General features: G+C 72.9%; 18 protein-coding genes, 1 pseudogene and 1 riboswitch. Of the genes and pseudogenes, 9 read left to right on the forward strand and 10 right to left on the reverse strand.

Features of this window, described 5'->3' with window-relative positions:
* Positions 1-12: 12 nt before the first annotated feature.
* Positions 13-492 carry a bacterioferritin gene (gene bfr, locus ACWY4P_RS39310; RefSeq protein ID WP_456205378.1) on the reverse strand — a complete coding sequence of 160 codons (480 nt, stop codon included), beginning with the start codon at positions 490-492 and terminating at the stop codon, positions 13-15.
* A gap of 158 nt (positions 493-650) precedes the next feature.
* On the opposite strand from bfr, the gene ACWY4P_RS39315 reads away from it, so the two are divergent.
* Positions 651-1,274: a sulfite oxidase-like oxidoreductase gene (locus tag ACWY4P_RS39315; RefSeq protein WP_456205379.1), complete on the forward strand. Its 624-nt coding sequence runs from the start codon at positions 651-653 to the stop codon at positions 1,272-1,274.
* Positions 1,275-1,290: 16 nt separating this feature from the next.
* Here ACWY4P_RS39315 and ACWY4P_RS39320 read toward each other — a convergent pair whose 3' ends face one another.
* From ACWY4P_RS39320 to thiO, 7 genes are all read right to left on the reverse strand, one after another.
* Positions 1,291-1,833, reverse strand: coding sequence for a DUF4396 domain-containing protein (locus ACWY4P_RS39320; RefSeq protein ID WP_456205381.1), 543 nt, complete (start codon positions 1,831-1,833; stop codon positions 1,291-1,293).
* A gap of 86 nt (positions 1,834-1,919) precedes the next feature.
* On the reverse strand, positions 1,920-2,801 hold the full coding sequence (locus ACWY4P_RS39325; RefSeq protein ID WP_456205383.1) for a deoxyribonuclease IV: 882 nt from the start codon (positions 2,799-2,801) through the stop codon (positions 1,920-1,922).
* A gap of 64 nt (positions 2,802-2,865) precedes the next feature.
* Entirely contained in the window at positions 2,866-4,818 is a 1,953-nt protein-coding gene (gene pknB / locus ACWY4P_RS39330) for a Stk1 family PASTA domain-containing Ser/Thr kinase (protein ID WP_456205384.1), read from the reverse strand.
* A gap of 162 nt (positions 4,819-4,980) precedes the next feature.
* On the reverse strand, positions 4,981-5,433 hold the full coding sequence (locus tag ACWY4P_RS39335) for an SRPBCC domain-containing protein (RefSeq protein WP_456205385.1): 453 nt from the start codon (positions 5,431-5,433) through the stop codon (positions 4,981-4,983).
* A 25-nt stretch (positions 5,434-5,458) separates the two neighbouring features.
* Positions 5,459-6,202 carry a thiazole synthase gene (locus tag ACWY4P_RS39340; protein WP_456213209.1) on the reverse strand — a complete coding sequence of 248 codons (744 nt, stop codon included), beginning with the start codon at positions 6,200-6,202 and terminating at the stop codon, positions 5,459-5,461.
* 133 nt (positions 6,203-6,335) lie between these two features.
* On the reverse strand, positions 6,336-6,536 hold the full coding sequence (gene thiS / locus ACWY4P_RS39345; protein ID WP_456213210.1) for a sulfur carrier protein ThiS: 201 nt from the start codon (positions 6,534-6,536) through the stop codon (positions 6,336-6,338).
* A gap of 8 nt (positions 6,537-6,544) precedes the next feature.
* Positions 6,545-7,768, reverse strand: coding sequence for a glycine oxidase ThiO (gene thiO, locus ACWY4P_RS39350; protein ID WP_456205386.1), 1,224 nt, complete (start codon positions 7,766-7,768; stop codon positions 6,545-6,547).
* Positions 7,765-7,879: riboswitch (TPP riboswitch) on the reverse strand. Its footprint overlaps the gene before it by 4 nt.
* Before the next feature lie 225 nt (positions 7,880-8,104).
* On the opposite strand from thiO, the gene ACWY4P_RS39355 reads away from it, so the two are divergent.
* The 5 genes from ACWY4P_RS39355 to ACWY4P_RS39375 all read left to right on the forward strand — a co-directional run bounded on the left by ACWY4P_RS39355 (position 8,105) and on the right by ACWY4P_RS39375 (position 12,666).
* Positions 8,105-9,283, forward strand: coding sequence for an NAD(P)/FAD-dependent oxidoreductase (locus ACWY4P_RS39355; RefSeq protein WP_456213211.1), 1,179 nt, complete (start codon positions 8,105-8,107; stop codon positions 9,281-9,283).
* A 114-nt stretch (positions 9,284-9,397) separates the two neighbouring features.
* Positions 9,398-9,763: an Rv2175c family DNA-binding protein gene (locus ACWY4P_RS39360; protein ID WP_456205388.1), complete on the forward strand. Its 366-nt coding sequence runs from the start codon at positions 9,398-9,400 to the stop codon at positions 9,761-9,763.
* A 221-nt stretch (positions 9,764-9,984) separates the two neighbouring features.
* Positions 9,985-10,641 (forward strand): thiamine phosphate synthase, encoded by a 657-nt coding sequence (thiE, locus tag ACWY4P_RS39365; protein ID WP_456205390.1) that lies wholly within the window; start codon positions 9,985-9,987, stop codon positions 10,639-10,641.
* 120 nt (positions 10,642-10,761) lie between these two features.
* Positions 10,762-11,679: a methylenetetrahydrofolate reductase [NAD(P)H] gene (metF, locus tag ACWY4P_RS39370; protein WP_456205391.1), complete on the forward strand. Its 918-nt coding sequence runs from the start codon at positions 10,762-10,764 to the stop codon at positions 11,677-11,679.
* A 39-nt stretch (positions 11,680-11,718) separates the two neighbouring features.
* Positions 11,719-12,666 (forward strand): hypothetical protein, encoded by a 948-nt coding sequence (locus ACWY4P_RS39375; protein WP_456205392.1) that lies wholly within the window; start codon positions 11,719-11,721, stop codon positions 12,664-12,666.
* A 105-nt stretch (positions 12,667-12,771) separates the two neighbouring features.
* On the opposite strand, the gene ACWY4P_RS39380 is transcribed toward ACWY4P_RS39375, so the two are convergent.
* Together ACWY4P_RS39380 and ACWY4P_RS39385 are read right to left on the reverse strand one after the other, a co-directional pair.
* Positions 12,772-14,373 (reverse strand): phytoene desaturase family protein, encoded by a 1,602-nt coding sequence (locus ACWY4P_RS39380; RefSeq protein WP_456205394.1) that lies wholly within the window; start codon positions 14,371-14,373, stop codon positions 12,772-12,774.
* A 557-nt stretch (positions 14,374-14,930) separates the two neighbouring features.
* A pseudogene (locus ACWY4P_RS39385) lies at positions 14,931-15,533 on the reverse strand (TetR/AcrR family transcriptional regulator); the annotation flags it as partial.
* 216 nt (positions 15,534-15,749) lie between these two features.
* On the opposite strand from ACWY4P_RS39385, the gene ACWY4P_RS39390 reads away from it, so the two are divergent.
* From ACWY4P_RS39390 to ACWY4P_RS39400, 3 genes are all read left to right on the forward strand, one after another.
* A complete protein-coding gene (locus tag ACWY4P_RS39390) occupies positions 15,750-16,283 on the forward strand; it encodes an SAV_6107 family HEPN domain-containing protein (RefSeq protein ID WP_456205395.1) in 534 nt (177 codons plus the stop codon).
* 250 nt (positions 16,284-16,533) lie between these two features.
* Positions 16,534-17,316 carry a methyltransferase gene (locus ACWY4P_RS39395; RefSeq protein ID WP_456205397.1) on the forward strand — a complete coding sequence of 261 codons (783 nt, stop codon included), beginning with the start codon at positions 16,534-16,536 and terminating at the stop codon, positions 17,314-17,316.
* A gap of 281 nt (positions 17,317-17,597) precedes the next feature.
* Entirely contained in the window at positions 17,598-17,999 is a 402-nt protein-coding gene (locus tag ACWY4P_RS39400) for a DUF3040 domain-containing protein (RefSeq protein ID WP_014180435.1), read from the forward strand.
* The last annotated feature ends 33 nt before the right edge of the window (positions 18,000-18,032 follow it).

Genomic DNA, 18,032 nt, shown 5'->3' on the forward strand with positions numbered 1-18,032 from the left:
CCGGTCCGGTCCTCAGCTCTCCGGCTGTTCGATCTGCTGGGCGATGTACAGGGCCTCGCTGAGTTTTTCGATCAGCGCGAGCTGGGTGTCGAGATAGTCGATGTGGTGTTCCTCGTCGGCGAGGATGTCCTCGAAGATATTGGCCGAGGTGATGTCGCCCTTGGTCCGCATGACCTCGATGCCGCGCTTGAGACGGTCGATGGCCTCGATTTCCACCTGCCGGTCCGCCTGGAACATCTCGGTGACCGTCTGGCCCACGCGCACATGGAACAGTCGCTGATAATTGGGCAGCCCGTCCAGGAGAAGGATCCGATCGGTGATCAGCTCCGCGTGCTTCATCTCGTCGAACGATTCCGCTCGGGTGTATGTCGCGAGCTTCGTCCAGCCGAAGTTCTCCTGCATCTTCGAATGCAGGAAGTACTGGTTGATCGCGGTCAGCTCACCGGTCAGCTGCTCGTTGAGAAACTCGAGGACCTCGGGGTCACCCTGCATCGAAGGGGCTCCTTCCCATCAGGACGGGGATGGCGGGTTGTGCGCATCGTCGCACCGCCCCGTCGAGAGCGTCCAGTAAGTGCACGCTTAGTGCGAGTTGCCCGGATAGCTGCTGCCCTGGTCACGACCACCCCCGAAGGTCTGACACCATGGAGTCCATGGGTCAGTCGGAAAGCCGCGAGGGGGAGCCCGGACAGCTGCCTCCGGGGCAGCGGCTGCAGCGCGGTTGGCCGGTTACGCACTATGGGCCGGTCCCCAAGTTCAAGCCGGACCGCTGGGAGTTCCGGGTCTTCGGTGCCACGGCCGACGGGGAAAAGCGCGCCTGGACGCATGACGAGTTCTCGGCGCTGCCGTACTCCACCGTCGTGGCCGATCTGCACTGCGTGACGAAATTCAGCATGCTGGGCGCGGAATGGGGCGGCGTGGCGGCGCGTCGGATCGTGGAACTCGCGCCGCCCGCTCCCGAGGTCACGCATGTGATGGTGTGGGCGGAGTACGGTTTCAGTTCGAATCTGCGGCTCTCGGATTTCACCGCCGAGACGACCATCTTCGCCACGCACAAGGACGGCGAGCTGCTCACCGCCGAGCATGGATTTCCGGTCCGGCTGGTCGTTCCTCATCTCTATGCCTGGAAGGGGCCCAAATGGGTCCGGGGCGTGGAGTACATGACCGCCGACCGCCGTGGCTTCTGGGAGGAGCGCGGCTACCACAACCTCGGCGACCCGTGGCAGGAGCAGCGCTACTCCTATCAGGAGCAGCCGGGGGACGGCCCGGAGCTGTAGCGGCGCCTCGTCGGCGTCAGTGGTACTGGTGCACCACGGCGTGGCCCTTGCCGCGGCCGATCATCCACCGGTTGACGGGGGTGGTCACGGCGAAGGCGACGACGAAGGACAGCGCGAGGGTGAGCCAGAACAGCGCGTCGGACAGCGTCGCGTCCATCGCCCCCGGAAAGACCAGGATGGTCGCGTTGTCGGCGAGCTCCATCACGGCGATCGAGACGGTGTCCGCGGCGAGCGCGACCCCAAGCGCCGTACGCAGGTCCAGCCCGGCGCGCAGAACGCCGCGGATGGTGAGCGAGTAGCCGAAGACGAAGGCGAGCACGATCGCCAGGATCATGGTCGGGGCGTTGTGCCAGCCGAGCGCGGTGCCGATGGCCATGCCCAGGACCTCGCCGATGGCGCAGCCGGTGAGGCAGTGCAGCGTGGCCTGGGCGGCCATGGTCCAGCTCGCCGGGGCGTGGCCGGTGTGCGCGCCGTGGCCGGTGTGATCGGTGTGGCCTTGCCTGTGGTGCCGGCCGTGCTGGTCGTGCTCATGCCCGGTGTGGACGTCGTGCCGCTCCATCGGATCACTCTCCGGAGGGTGATGGTGTTCCTGTTGGCCTTCCGTTCAGTGAACCGAATACCCCACTAGGGTATTCCCGACGCCTGTCAGCCGTCGCGGAGTTCCTTGAGCCGCGCCACATCCGTCGCGTGCCCCTCCTTGCCGCCCGGGGTCTCGATCACCAGCGGCACCCCCTTCGTCGCCGGATGCCGGAACAGCTCCCGGAACGGATCGGCGCCGATATGGCCCGCGCCGATGTTCTCGTGGCGGTCCTTGTGGGCCCCGACGACGTCCTTGGAGTCATTGGCATGGATCAGTTTCAGCCGTCCCTTGCCCGTGACCGAGACCAGCTCGTCGAGCGTCTTCTTCATTCCGCCCGCGGCCGCCAGGTCGTGACCGGCGGCGAAGACATGGCAGGTGTCCAGGCAGACGCCCAGCTTCGGGTGCCGGTCCAGCGCGTCGAAGTACGGGCCGAGGTCCTCGACCAGCGAACACAGCGAGGCGCCCTGGCCGGCCGTCGGCTCCAGCAGCAGCCAGGGGTCGTCGTCGTGGGTGAGCTCGTCGAGCAGCGGCAGCACGCGCTCCCGCACCTGGGCGATGGCCTTGGGCCGCCCCCGGCCGCCGGTGGCGGAGCCCGTGTGGACGACGACGCCCAGCGCGCCGATCGCGCGGCCCCGCCGCAGCGAGTGGCGCAGCGAGTCGACCGAGCGCTCGGCCGTGTCGGCGTTGTGCGAGCCGAAGTTGATCAGGTAGGGGGCATGGACGTACGCCTGGATCGACTGGTCGGCACACGCCGCGCGGAACTTCTCGTCCTGCGCTGCCACGCCGCGCGGAGTGGCCCAGCCGCGCGGGTTGGCGACGAAGACCTGGACGGCCTCGGCCCCGATGTCGCGGGTGTACGGCAGGCCGATGGTGGCGAGGCCGCCGGCCACGCGGATATGGCCGCCGACCGGATTGCGGGCGCGGGTGCGGTTCTTGGACGTACTCACGAGCCCAGGGTGCCAGCCCGGGCCCGGCGCACGGCCGCCGGGCCCGGGGGCTTGGAAGACTCGCTTAGAAGACGCCCTTGACCTTGATCGTGATGGTGCTGCCCTTGGGCGCCTCGTCCCCGCCGTCCACCGACTGGTCGGTGACCTTGTCGCCGGGGAACAGCAGCGGCTTGTCCACGTCGACCTCGAAGCCCGCCGCCTCCAGGGCCTCCTTCGCGTCGTCCACGGACTCGCCCGTGACGTCCGGCACCTCGATCATCTCCTGGCCCTTGGACAGGATCAGCGTCACTTCGTCGCCCTTGGCGCCCACGGCGTCCCCGTCCGAGGACGGGGACTGGTCCGCGACCGAGCCCTTGTCCTCGTCGGAGAAGACCCGTTCCGACGAGATCTTCACCTTGAATCCCGCCTCGGTCAGCTCGGCCCGGGCGTCTTCCACGGACTCGCCGACCACGTCGGGGATGTCGATCTTGGGGCCCCTGCTGACCTCGATCCCCACGGGGGTGTTCGGCCGGCGGGTGGTGCCGGCCACCGGGTCGGTGCTGAGCACCGAGCCCTGCGGCGTCTCGTCGCTGAAGGTCTTGGTCACCTCGCCGACGGACAGATTCGCGTCCGAGATCTGCTGCTTCGCCTGCTTGATCGGCATGCCCACGACATTCGGCACCTTGGTGCGCGGCGGCCCGTCGGAGATGTGGATCGTCACCGTGCCGGTGTCGCGGATCCGCTTGCCGCCGCCCGGGTCGGTCTTGACGACCTTGCCCTTGTCCACGACATCGCTGAACTCCCGGGTGACCTTCACCTCGAGCCCGGCGTCCTTCAGCTTCTTCCGGGCGTCCGCCTCGGACTTGCCCAGCACATAGGGCACCTTGGTGAACTGGCCGGAATTGATGTACCAGATGCCCACCCCGAGGCCGAGCGCGAGCAGCAGCCCGACCACGATGGTCACGACCCCGCGGCGCGGCAGACGGCCGCGGCCGGCGGACCGCCGGGGACGGTCGGCCTGCGGCGGCTGTGGCGGCAGCTCCAGCCTGCTGGTGAGATTCAGCTGCTGCTCGTCGGCGGGCACCGGCCCTCCGATGCCGCCGACCGGGCGCGGGATCACGCTCGTACGGTCCTCGGAGCCGTCGTGCGTGTCCGCCTTGGCCTGCGGGGGCACGGCGTCGAGCTGCTCGTCGGTCAGCGCGGCGCGCGCGGTCCGCGCGACGCCGAGCAGCTCGACCGCGTCGGCGGGGCGCTGCCCGAGCTCGCGCGCGGTGGCCGCGGCGACCAGGTCGTCCAGCTGCGGTGCGACCCCCGGCGCGATGGCGGACGGCGGCGGCACGTCCTCGTTCAGCCGCTGGTAGAGGACCTGCGCCGGGGTGGCGCCGGTGTGCGGCTTGGCGCCGGTCAGCATCTCGTAGAGCACCACGCCGCAGGCGTAGACGTCGGCCCGGGTGTCGGCCGTGCCGTGCTCGATCTGCTCGGGCGCGAGATAGGAGACGGTGCCCAGCAGGGTGCCGGTGGAGGCGCTGGTGTTGGTGTCCACGGCCCGCACCAGCCCGAAGTCGGCGACCTTCACCCGGCCGTCGTCGCCGATCAGCACGTTCTCCGGCTTCATGTCCCGGTGGACGAACCCCGCGCGGTGCGCCGCCCCGAGCGCGGCCAGCACCGGCTCCAGGATGTCCAGCGCGGCCCGCGGCTGCAGCGCGCCGCGCTCACGCAGCACATCGCGCAGCGTGCACCCGGCGACGTACTCCATCGCGAGATAGACGTGGGAGCCGTCGGTGCCCTGGTCGAAGACGCCCACCACATTGGGGTGGGCGAGTCTGGCCACGGATTTCGCCTCGCGGATGAAGCGCTCGACGAAGGCGTCGTCGGTGGCGAGCGACTGATGCATCACCTTGAGGGCCAGCACACGGTCGAGCCGCGTGTCGACGGCCCGGTAGACCGTCGCCATGCCGCCCACGGCGATGCGCGCCTCGACGCGATAGCGGCCGTCGAGCAGCTGTCCGACCAGGGGGTCATGCAGGGTCGTATCCACGAGAGAGCAGTCTACGAGCCGATGACGACACGCAAGGTCACCTGCGAGGCGCGGGCGCGGGACTGGTGCCGAACAGTGACACCGGGCGCCGCCGCGGGGTCGGCTTCGCCCCTGTTGTGCCTGCTCGCGCGCCTTGGTGATGAGTGTGCCTGTAAGCGCGCCTCAGTTGTGCGACGCGGCGGCCAGCGCGGCCAGCTCCTCCAGCGCGGTGGTCCATGTCGCGGCGGCGTACTCCGCGTGCTTGGCCTTCGCGCCGTCGGGGACCGCGAGCTCCCGGATGCCGCTCTCGGCCAGGCGGAGCCGGGTGCCGTGGCCCTCGGCGGAGAGCGCGAACTCCACCAGGGTCGAGTCGCCCGGTTCCGCGCCCAGGGGGCGGTCCGGCTCTCTGGCGAGCCGGAAGCGGAACAGCGCGTCCGGCACCGACTTCTCCACCCTGCCGTGGAACTCCCCCTGTTCGTCCCAGCGGAAGCGGAGCGTCCCGCCGGGGCGCGGGTCGATCTCGCACCCTTCGAACGCGTACCAGACGCGGATGTGCTCGGGGGTCGTCAGCACCCGCCATACGCGGTCGACGGGCGCTTGGATGTACACCTCGCGCTCGATCCGGTCGGCCACCATGCCACCACGCTAACCGCTCCCCGGCCTACCCGAAGGCAGGGCGCTCCGGGTCCAGCGAGGCCAACCCCTCCGCGGGTGAGGAGGCGTGGGCGAAATGGCGGCGCGGGATGCGGCCGGCGCGGTGGGCCAGCCGGCCGGCCCGGACCGCGTGCCGCATGGCCTCGGCCATCAGGACGGGCTCCTGGGCGCGGGTGACGGCGGACGCGAGCATCACCGCCGCGCAGCCCAGCTCCATGGCGAGCGCGGCGTCCGAGGCGGTGCCCGCCCCCGCGTCCAGGATCACCGGGACCGTGGCGCGCTCGACGATCAGCTGGAAGTTGTGCGGATTGCGGATGCCGAGACCCGAGCCGATGGGGGAGCCCAGCGGCATGATCGCGGCGCAGCCCACGTCCTCCAGCCGGCGGGCCAGGACCGGGTCGTCATTGGTGTACGGCAGGACGGTGAAGCCGTCGTCGACCAGTGTCTCGGCGGCGTCCAGCAGCTCGACCGGGTCGGGGAGCAGGGTGCGCTCGTCGGCCACCACCTCCAGCTTGACCCAGTCGGTGCCCAGCGCCTCCCTCGCCAGCCGGGCCGTCAGCACCGCCTCGCCGGCCGTGAAGCACCCGGCGGTGTTGGGCAGCACGCGGATGCCGTGCCGGTCGAGCACCGACAGGACCGAGCCCTGCACGGTGGGGTCCAGGCGGCGCATCGCGACGGTGGTGAGCTCCGTACCGGAGGCGAGCAGCGAGCGCTCCATGACCTCCAGGCTGGGCGCGCCGCCGGTGCCCATGATCAGGCGGGAGGAGAAGGCGGTCCCCGCGATGGTGAGCGGGTCCGGCGCCGGTTCGGGGCGGACAGTGGCGTACGCCGCGTCGTGGGTCGCGTCGTGGGTCGTGTCGTGCATGGTGTCGGCCATCTGGGGTTCAGCCTCCTTGGACCGCGGTGAGGACCTCGACCCGGTCCCCGTCGCCGAGCGGGGTGGCGGGCCACTGGCCGCGCGGGACGACCTGTTCGTTGACGGCCGCGGCGACCCCCGAGCGCGCCGGGGTCAGCTCCGCGACCAGCAGGTCGAGGGTGGTGCCGCCGGGGAGCCGGCGGGGCTCGCCGTTCACGGAGACGGTCATGGACACGCTCATGTGGGCTGCTCCTGCGGTGCGGGGGTGGCGGTGGGGCGGTCGGCCGGGAAGCGCCGCGGGGAGAACGGGCGGGCCTCGTCCGGGGGTTCGCCGTGCGTCAGCACCTCGGCCATCACGTCGCCCGTGACGGGGGTGAGGAGGATGCCGTTGCGGTAGTGGCCGGTGGCCACGAGCAGGCCGGGCAGCGCGCTCGGGCCGAGCAGCGGCGCGTTGTCGGGGGAGCCGGGGCGCAGCCCGGCGCAGGTCTCGACGAGCGGCAGCTCGGTGATGCCGGGCACCAGCTCATGCGCGTCGCGCAGCAGTTCGTAGACGCCGCCCGCGGTGACCGTGGTGTCCCAGCCGAGCTCTTCCGAGGTGGCGCCGACGACCAGCTCACCGTTCTCGCGCGGCACCAGATAGACATGCCCGCCGCGCACCTCGGCCCGCACGGTCCGGGACAGGAACGGCGCGTACGCGGGCGGCACGCGCAGCCGCAGCACCTGGCCCTTGACGGGGCGTACGGGGGGCAGCGCGTCCTCGGGGACGCCCACGAGCCGCCCGCTGAAGCTGCCCGCGGCCAGCACGGTCCGCTCGGCCGCCAGCCGTGTGCCGTCGGCGAGTTCGACGCCGGTCGCGCGGTCCGCCGCGAGCGTGAGCCGCTCCGCGCGGGCGCGGTGGAAGACCACGCCGGCCCGCTCGCACGCCGTCAGCAGCGCCGCCGCCAGCCGCCGCGGGTCGACCTGGTGGTCCCCGTCCACGCGCAGGCCGCCGCGCACGCCCGGCGCGAGCATCGGCTCCAGGCGCCGGCATTCGCGCCCCGTCAACCACTGCGACTCCAGCCCGAGCCGCCGCTGGAAGTCATGGAGTTCGCGCAGCTGGGCGCGGTCGTCGGGGTCGAAGGCCACGGCGAGCGTGCCGCAGGCGCGGTAGCCGACGTCCTGGCCGCTGGCCTCCTCCAGCTCGGCCACGAAGTCCGGATAGCGGCGCGCGGAGGCCAGGTTGAGGGCCAGCAGCGTCTGCTCGCCGTAGTGGAGCTCGGTGACGGCCGCGAGCATCCCCGCCGCCACCTGGGCCGCGCCGCCGCCCGGCGCCGGGTCGGCGACGGCGGTGCGCAAGCCCCGCTGGGCCGCCCGCCACGCCGTGACCAGGCCGATGACGCCGCCTCCGACGACCAGCGCGTCGTACGGCCCGTCCGGCTGCGTGCGTGACCGCGTACGTGAGGGTGTGCGCGATGCGTGCATGGGCGTGACGCCCCTCCCTTCGCCGGCATGACCCGGATCAGGTTCGTACGGTCGGAGGCCGCTTCAGCCTCCCTCTCAGCCCGCTGCGTCCGGGCTCCCGCGAGTGCTTCGTCCCGCCACCTTAGTACGAGGCCGGAACCGCCAGGAAGGGCGAGCCCCTCCGGGCGCCCCGCCCCGGCCGCTTCTGTGCTTCTGTGCTTCTGTGCTGGAGATCTCGTCCGCCGGTTGTCCGGTGGGCCCCGCGCGCCGCCCTACAGTGATCGTGTGAGCGATGAGACGACGAAGTCGGCGTCCCCGGGAGGCAGCGGGCAGCAGGTGGTGATCGTCGGCGCGGGAATGGCCGGGGTGCAGACCGCCGTCGCGCTGCGCGACCAGGGCTGGACCGGCGGCATTCTGCTGCTCGGCGCCGAGGCGCACCAGCCGTACGACCGGCCGCCGCTGTCCAAAGCCGTGCTGCTCGGCAAGGCCGAGGGCTCGGCCTTCGACGTGGACTTCGCCGCGCTCGGCGTCGAGCTGCGGCTCGGGGTGTCCGTCACCGGTCTGGACACCGGCGCGCGGCGGCTGGAGACCGCGTCGGGCCCGGTGCCGTACGACGTCCTGGTGATCGCCACCGGCGCCGAGCCGATCACCCTGCCCGGTGGCGAGGGCGCGCCCGGTGTGCATCTGCTGCGCACGCTCGACGACGCGGAGCGGTTGCGCCCGGTGCTCGCCGGGCAGCGCGAGATCGTGGTGGTCGGGGCGGGCTGGATCGGCGCGGAGTTCGCCACGGCGGCGCGCGAGGCGGGCTGTGCCGTGACCGTCGTGGAGGCCGCGGACCGTCCGCTGGCGGGCGCCCTCCCGGCCGAGGTCGCGGCCCCCATGGCGGGCTGGTACGCCGACTACGGCGTCGAGCTGGTCACCGGCGCGCAGGTGGCCGCCGTGGACGAGCAGGGGGTGCTGCTCGAAGACGGCACCCGGCTGCACGCGGACGCGGTGGTCGTCGGCATCGGGGCGCGGCCCGCCACAGGCTGGCTGGCGGGCTCGGGCGTCGAGCTGGCCCCGGACCGGTCCGTGGCCGCCGACGAACAGCTGCGCACCTCGGCGCCCGACGTCTACGCCGTCGGCGACTGTGCGTCGTTCCCCTCCGGCCGCTACGGCGAGCGGCTGCTGGTGCACCACTGGGACAACGCCCTCCAGGGGCCGCGCACCGTCGCCGCCAATGTGGTCGGCAGCCGGACCGCGCACTTCACCGGTTCGGTCTACGACCCGGTGCCGTATTTCTGGTCCGAGCAGTTCGGCCGCTTCGTGCAGTACGTGGGCCACCACGCCGCCGCCGACGAACTCGTCTGGCGCGGCGACCCGCAGGGCGCGGCCTGGTCGGTGTGCTGGCTGCGCGAGGGGGCGCTGGTCGCCCTGCTGGCCGTCGGCCGTCCGCGCGATCTGGCCCAGGGCCGCAAGCTGATCGAACAGGGCTCCCGGCTGGACCGCGTCCACGCCGCGGACCCGTCGGTGCCGCTCAAGTCGGCGGTCCTGTGACCCCCGGCGCGCCCCGGCGGTGACCTCGGCCGAGGGCCGGCGGACGGCGGCGTACCGGCGCCGGTGCCCGGCGCCCGACTACCCACTGTCAGTCCCAGATGGCAGGCTTGTCCCGTGACCGAGATTGACGCAAAGATCGATGCTCTCGTCCCCGCCTGGCTCACCCTCCCCGACGTCGCCGAACGGCTCGGTGTCGAGGTGACGCGCGTGCGGCAGCTGGTCAAGGAGGGTCAGCTGATCGCGGTGCGCCGTGGCGAGAACCACGTGCTCCAGGTGCCCACCGAGTTCATCGGTGACGGAAAGGTCGTCAAGGGCCTGGTGGGCACTCTGACGCTGCTGAAGGACGACGGCTTCAGCGACGAAGAAATGCTGGAGTGGCTCTTCACCCCGGACCCGAGCCTGCCCGGCACCCCGGCCCAGGCCCTGCACGAGAATCGCGGCACCGAGGTCAAGCGCCGCGCCCAGGCGCTCGCCGTCTGAGCCACGGCTGACCCACCGCCGCGCCCTCCGTACCGTCTGACCCGTACCGTCTGACCCATACCCGTCTGACCCATACCCGTCTCATCCGTACCGCTCATCCGTACTGCCTGATTCATCACCCGCGGCGTACGGGCCGGCCGCTCCGGTCCGTACGCCGCCGACACACCGCCACCGCCACAACGCGGCAGACACGCCGCCGACCCAGGGGGAAAGCCGTCCCGATGGCCGCCACCACCGCCCGCGAGCAGCTCGCCGACGCCCGGCTCTATCTGTGCACCGACGCGCGCCGGCGCCAGGGCGATCTGCCGGAGTTCCTGGACGCCGTCCTGGGATCGGGGGTGGACATCGTCCAGCTGCGCGACAAGGGCATGGAGGCCCGCGAGGAGCTCGACCACCTCGCGGTGTTCGCCGACGCCTGCCGCCGCCACGGCAAGCTGCTGGCGGTCAACGACCGGGCGGACGTCGCCCACGCCGTCGGCGCCGACGTGCTGCACCTGGGCCAGGGCGACCTGCCGGTCCCGGCGGCGCGCGCGATCCTCGGCGCGGACGTGCTGATCGGGCGGTCCACCCACGCGCCGGCCGAGGCAGAGGCCGCGGCCGCCGAGCCGGGCGTCGACTACTTCTGCACCGGGCCCTGCTGGCCCACCCCCACCAAGCCGGGGCGGCCCGCCCCGGGCCTGTCGCTGGTGCGCCACACCGCCGCCCTGAAGCCCGCCCGGCCCTGGTTCGCCATCGGCGGAATCGACGCGTCGAACCTGGACGAGGTGGTGGAGGCGGGCGCACGGCGGGTCGTGGTGGTGCGGGCGATCACCGAGGCCGAGGACCCCGGGGCGGCCGCCGCCGAGCTGGCCAAGCGGGTGCGCGCCCACGCCCTGTGAGGGGCGCGTCGCCCCGCTCGTCGTCGGCAAAGTGTCCGCAGTGCGGACCAAAGCCCGGCGAAAGGGGCATAACACCTCCGTCCGCTGGGCGTGCGCCGAACCGCTGGCTAACCTTCCCGTATGGCCCTTGGTACAGCTTCCACCAGGACAGATCGCGCACGAACGGTGCGTGATCTGCTCGCATCAGGCGAGCAGTCGTACTCCTTCGAATTCTTCGCGCCGAAGACGGAGAAGGGCGAACAGACTCTGTGGAACGCCATCCGTCGGCTCGAAGCCGTCTCACCGACCTTCGTCTCCGTGACCTACGGCGCGGGCGGCTCCTCCCGTGAGGGGACCGTGCGCGTCACCGAGCGCATCGCGACCGACACCACACTCACCCCGGTCGCCCACCTCACCGCCGTCAACCACTCCCGCGCCGAACTCCGCAACATCATCGGGCAGTACGCGGGCGCCGGGATCCGCAACATGCTCGCGCTGCGCGGCGACCCGCCCGGCGACCCGATGGGCGAGTGGGTCCGCCACCCCGACGGCGTCACCTACGCCGCCGAACTGGTCGAACTCATCAAGGAGTCGGGGGACTTCTGCGTCGGCGTCGCGGCCTTCCCCGAGATGCATCCGCGCTCGTCGGACTGGGACACCGAAATCGGCCACTTCGTGGACAAGTGCCGCGCGGGCGCGGACTTCGCGATCACCCAGATGTTCTTCTACCCCGAGGACTATCTGCGGCTGCGCGACCGGGTCGCCGCCACGGGCTGTACGACGCCGATCATCCCTGAGATCATGCCCGTCACAAACGTGAAGCAGATCGAACGGTTCGCGCAGCTGAGCAACGCCGCCTTCCCGCCGGACCTCGCGGAGCGGATCCTGGCGGTCAAGGACGACGCGGCGGCTGTACGCTCGATCGGGATCGACTACGCCACGCAGTTGTGCGCGCGGTTGATGGCTGAGGAGATCCCCGGGCTTCACTTCATTACGCTGAACCACTCCCCGGCGACACTGGAGATCTACGAGAATCTGGGACTGCATCAGCGGTCCTGAGGACGGCAGCCGAGGGGCGGCCGCACGAGAGGGGCGGGCATGGGCTGGACGGTCCTCTACATCGCGTTCGGTGTCGTCGCGCTGTGGCTGCTGGGAGAGGTACTGCTGCAGTACAAGGCGCGGCTGCGCTGGCGGCTCCTCGCCTTCACCGGTTTCCTCGGCGTGGTGGCCGGGGTGGTCATCCCGTCCGTGCCGGTGATCGGCGCGGGGGCGATCGCCTTCGCGGTCGGCCAGACGTACGTCACGCTGTCCTTCCGGCGCGGCTTTGTCGCCGGGTGGGCGCTGCACGGGCTGCCGGGCCTCAGCCGCGGGGAGCGCGAGAGCGCCCCGCCCGCGGTGGACGCCGAGCCGACGCTGGAGGTCTCCGACCTGGAGGCGGTCCCGATGGCCGCACCGGAGCCGCCCGCGTACCAGCCGCAGCCGCTGCCCGACGACACGGGCGAGTACGGCGTCTACGGCGACTTCGCCACGCAGGCCGCACAGGGCGCCGGGGCCGGTGGCTACGGCGGCTATGAGAGCTACGGCGGCTACGGCACCCCGGACGGCCAGGCCGTCTACGCGGACGCCGCCCAGGGCCACAGCAACGGCCAGGACATCTACGCGGACGCCGGGCAGTACGGCTACGGCGCCGGGGCCTACGCGGGCTACACCGACCCGTACGGCGGCTCCCAGCAGCAGGGGTACGAGCAGCAGGGCGATCAGCAGTACGCCGACCAGCACCAGCAGTACGCCGGGCAGTACGCCGCCTACGGTCAGGACCAGTACGGCAGCGGCGGCCTCGGCGACCACTACGCCGCGGAGCCCTCCTACGGCGGGCAGCAGCAGTACGCCCCCGACGCCGGGATGCAGCCCGGCGGGGGGTGGGTCCCTCAGCAGCGCGACGGTGACACGGGGCTCCCGCAGGACCAGCCGCAGGACCAGCCGCCGTACCCCTACCAGCAGCAGGACTACAACAACGGCGGCTACGACGAGCGGTACCGCTACTGACAGTTCTTCGACCAGCTCTTCGACGGGGCGGCGTGGGGAGATCCCCGCGCCGCCCCGCCGCGTCAGCCGCCGCCCCGCCGGGTCACCGCCGCATCACCACCGTGGTCACTGCGAGCCGCGCCAGTCCGCGCCGTCGACGATCAGCCCGGCCACCATCGCGCCGGACATTCCCGCATGGGCCAGCCCGCCGCCCGGATGCGCCCAGCCGCCCGCCAGGTACAGGCCCGGCAGCCGGGTCAGGTTCGCGGGGCGCAGAAAGCGGCCCGCCGCGCCGGCCAGCGCGGGTCCGGGCACGGCGCCGCCCGCGGCGCCGGTGTCCGCGGCGGTGTCGGCGGGGGTGCGCACCTCGCGCCACAGGAGCCGGTCGCGCAGGCCCGGTATCGCCGCCTCGGCGGCCGCCACCAGCCGGTCCGCGTCCTCCGCGGCGGCCGTGCCGTCGATCCAGTCCACCGGCCCGTGCGGGGCGACGGTCGCGGTGAGCGTGACGGCCTCGTGGTCCTCGTCGGGGCGGGTCGTGGGGTCGTCCGGGCGCAGCACGGTCACCGTCGGGCGGGGGCACGGCTCGCGCGTCCCGAGGCCGTCACCGGGCTCGCCGGGCCTACCGGGCGCGCCTGCCTCGCCTGCCTTGCCGAAGACCGCCGCCAGCTCCGCGTCGCGGTCCGGGGCGTGCACCACGGTGCGGTGCGCCGCGCCCCGGGGGCGCGCGCCGCGCAGCGCGAGGAAGACCGTGAGCCGCCCCGCCGCCCCGCCGCCGGGCACGGCGGCGGGGCGCACATCCCCGTCGCGCCACGGCTCGGCCCCGCCCAGCAGCGCGGGCAGCAGCGCCGGGTCGATGCCGGCCACCACCGCGTCCGCCTCCGCCACCGAGCCGTCCGCCAGCTCCACGCCCGCCGCGCGCCCGTCCTTCTCGACGATGCCGACGACCTCGGCGCCGAAGCTGAACCGCACCTTCCGGGCCCGGCAGCGCTCGTACACCGCGTCGGCCAGCGCCCGCATTCCGCCACGCGCATACCAGGTGCCGAAGGTCTGCTCCAGATAGGGCAGCACCGCGGCACCGGCCGGAGCGGTGCGCGGATCGAGGCTGTGCGCGAGCGCGTGGCTCTCCAGCAGGGCGACGGCCCTGGGATCCTTCAGCTCGCGGCGCGCCACATCGGCGAGCGTGGCGGGTCTCCGGGTGGCCCCGCCGTCCCGCCGGAACCACCCGGAGACCCCGCGGCGGGCCGGCGCCGGATACGGGTCGCGGCCCAGGGCCTGCCAGTCCGCGCGCAGCGGCTCCTCGAGCAGCGGTCTGCGGGTGGCGTCCCAGGCCTCGCGCGCCCGGTTGACCAGGTCGCTCCAGCGCTCGCCCGCGCCCGCGCCGAAGGCGTCGTCCAGCGCCCGGACGACCCCCGCCCGCGAGGCGTTGGGCAGCGGGAGATCCGTGCCATCGGCGAAGACATGCCTGCTCGCGGGGTCGACCTGGGCCAGCTCGACACACTGCTCCAGGGTTTCCTTGCCGGTCTTCACAAACAGATCGCGATAGACGGCGGGCAGATGGAGCAGCCCGGGGCCGGTGTCGAAGGCGAAGCCGTCCCGCTCGAACCGCCCGACCCCGCCGCCATGGGTCCGCCCGCGCTCGTACACCGCCACCTGGTGGCCTGCGACGGCCAGCCGGGCGGCGGCCGCCATGGCGCCCATCCCAGCGCCGATCACCGCAATCCGTGCCATGACCGCGACTTTATCCGCCGCCACCGACACCGGGCACCGCGGCCTGGGGACGAGCGCCCAGGGCTTGAGTAGGTGTACCTAGTCGGACAGATGAGTAGCCGCGCGGATGGGCCATGACCTGCGCGGACGGGAGAGTGGTGGGCGCGGAAGGGGCGCGGCGCCGGACCGCCGACACGGGGCGGCGGAACGGCGTGGCGACCTGTCCGAGACGGGGAGAGTCCCCCGGGGGAATCGCGGGGGACCACGGGGGGAGGCTCCCCCGGCCAAAGCTGGGGGCACCCCCTGTTTTGGCGCGGATCGATCGGGGTTCGGACCGCACCAGAACAGCGGGCACCCCCAGCGGTAGCCGGGGGAGCCTTTCTGGGCCGTCCGGGCCTCTCCGGAGCGCCGGGCCCGACTCAGCCCGGGGTTCGGGCGCCCTCTGTCGGGGCTCCGAGACCCTGGGCCGGGGCTCCGACGCCCATGGCCTGGGCTCCGACCCCCATAGCCTGGGCTCCGACCCCCATAGCCTGGGCTCCGACCCCCATAGCCTGGGCTCCGACCCCCATAGCCTGGGCTCCGCCCAGGCGCCCCTGGAGCAGCCGGGACAGCGCGGCGTGCACATCGTCCAGCGACCGCTCCGGCTGGTACGACTGCCAGTCCAGGGCCGCCACCAGCACCATCCCGAACAGCGCCGAGGCGGTCAGCGGGATGTCGATGTCCTCGCCCAACTCCCGCGCGGCCACGCACTCCCGCAGCACCGACTCGATCACCGCGATCGCCTGCCGCCGCACCACCATCAGCGTGGGCTGCCAGGCGCGGTTGGTGCGCCACAGCTCGGCGACGTACAGCTGGGTCAACGAGGGGTAGCGCGCGATGAAGTGCAGCCCCGCGCGGACCATCGCGTCCAGCGCGTCGACATGGCTGCCGCCGCGCTCGGCCGTCTCGTCGGCGGCACTCTGGAGCGAGGCGGTCAGCAGCTCGATGCCGTGCCGCAGCAGCTCTTCGAAGAGCACGGTCTTGCTCGCGAAGTTGTAGTAGACCGTGCCCTTGGCCACTCCGGCCCGCTCGGCGATCTCGTCCACGGTGGTGGAGGAGAACCCCTGCTCCGCGATGAGGGTGACCGCTGCCTCGAAAAGCTTCTGCCGGGTGGCCTGGCGACGCGTGCTGCTGCTGTCCATGGCGCTGATTGTGCCCGCTGCCCAAGTGGTCCCGCTCACAGGCCCGTTCCCGAGACGATCACAGGCTCAGCTCCGGGTGCGGCCGCGCGAGGAGCACGCCGTTCCGGGACGTTCGCGCAGGTCAGAGTCGATTGTCAGTGGTGTGCCCCACGATGGGGCCATACGGCGGTCGCCTTACCACATAACCGGCCGCCACGCGACGACAGGAGGTTCGTCATGGCCAGTACCGCCGCAGCGCGCCGGCACCGTGCCGCCGCCCCTGCCCCTTCGTTGACCGGTCCCGCGAGCGATGTCCACCCCGTGCTGCGCCGCGCGTCCGCGCCGCCCGCCGCGCTCGACCTGCTCACCCAGGCCCACCACGGCCTGGAGGAGGCCGCCGGACTGGAGACCGCCAACGAGCGCTTCGCCACCGCCCACCTGGCCGCCCTGCGCACGGCGGCCGCCGTGCTCGCCGTGCGTGGCCGCCCCGAGCCCACCGTGCGCCGCCGCGCGCGGATCCGCAGCGCCTGGGAAGTGCTGCCCGAAGTCGCCCCCGAACTGACCGAGTGGAGCGCCCTGTTCGCCTCGGGCGCCGATCGCAGGGCCCGCGCCGAGGCGGGTATACCGGGCGCGGCGACCTGCCGGGACGCGGACGATCTGCTGCGCGCCGTCGCGATGTTCCTGCGCCTGGTCGAGCGGATGCTGGCCCTTCAGCCCGCCCTGACCCAGCAGCCGCAGGCGACCGCGCCCGGCGGGAAGGAGGGCGCGTAGCCACGGCCCGGGCGCCCGGGAGCGCCCGCCGGGTCCCGGGCGCGTCGGTCGAGGGCCTGGGAGGGAGGCCCGGGGGCGCGGCCCTCGGACCGGCGCAGGGGGCACCTCCCAGCGGTAGCCGGGAGGGGGCACCTCCCAGCGGTAGCTGGGGGAGCATCGCGGCAGAGGCAATAGGCTGGTAGCGCCGACGTCAGTAACTCGTCGCCTCCGCCGCAGGCGGTGGCGGCACCGCGCCGAGGAGCCACCCACCGTGTCAGACCCGCTGCGCCCCCGCGCGTCCCTCCGTACCGCCGTGGTGTGGGAGGTCCTCAGAGACGCCCTGGACCGCCGGGTCAAGGCGGTGGGCCCGGGCTCCGGCGGTGGCGGCCGAGTGCCCGGTGTGCTGGACGTGCTCGACACCGGAGGCGGCAGCGGCAACTTCGCGGTGCCGGTCGCCCGCCTCGGCCACCGCGTCACGGTGGTCGACCCCAGCCCCAACGCGCTGTTCGCGCTGGAGCGGCGGGCCGCCGAGGCCGGGGTCGCCGACCGGGTGCGGGGGGTCCAGGGCGATGCCGCCGACCTGTTCGAGGTGGCCGAGCGCGGCGGCTATGACGTGGTGCTGTGCCATGGCGTGCTGGAGTACGTCGACGATCCGGCCGAGGGCCTGGGGAACGCCGTGGCGGCCCTGCGCCCGGCCGGCACCCTCAGCGTGCTCGCCGCGGGCCTCGGCGGTGCCGTGCTCGCCCGGGCGCTGGCCGGCCACTTCACCGAGGCCCGGCAAGCGCTTGCCGATCCGGCCGGCCGCTGGGGCGCCGGCGACCCGATGCCCCGCCGCTTCACCCCCGAGCAACTGACCGGACTGGTCACGGCGGCGGGCCTGGAGGTCGGCGCGGTGCACGGGGTGCGGGTCTTCGCCGATCTGGTGCCGGGCGTGCTGGTCGACACCGAGCCGGACGCCGTGGAGGCCCTGCTGCAACTGGAGGCCGCCGCCGCCGAACTGCCCGCCTTCCACTCCGTCGCCACCCAGCTGCATGTGCTCGCGGAGCGCGACTGACCGCTACCGCCCCCTCCGACCTGCGTGACCGCATGACGGACGGCGCAGGTGGAGTAGGCCACAGGCCCCCCGATCGGCCGCCTGTCCCCGTATGATCGGAGTACACCGTCCGGCATGGCGGATCGGCGGGAGGGGAATGCACGTCTCAGCGTCAACAAACGCCACGCGCGTATCGGTGACGAATTGGCGCAGAGGGGCGGGTTTCACGGGGGCGATTCCCTGCCTATCCTGAAAGGGTCGCACCCCGGTCGCCCCCCGCGACCGACGAGTAGGAGGACTCCGTGCCGCTCTCGGAGCACGAGCAGCGCATGCTCGAGCAAATGGAGCGAGCGCTGTACGCCGAAGACCCCAAGTTCGCGACAGCGCTTGAGGGCAGCGGCCTGCGCACGTACACCCGGCGACGGGTCTATCAGGCGATCGCGGGCTTTCTGGTGGGCGTTGCGCTCCTGATGGTCGGCGTGATCATTCCGCAGCAGATCTGGATCAGCGTGGTGGGGTTCCTCGTCATGCTGGGATGTGCCGGGCTCGCGGTGACCGGCTGGCGCAAGGCGCCCAAGCCCGGCGAGCGGCCCCAGGCGGGCGGGGGCGGGCCCGCGGCCCGTCGCCAGAGCCGTCAGCGCCGCTCCATGATGAGCCGGATCGAGGAGCGCTGGCAGCGCCGCCGCGATGAGCAGGGCCACTAGGGCTCGGTTCTCCCCCGGCTGACCGCTGGGAGG

The organism is Streptomyces sp. LZ34, assembly GCF_053890475.1.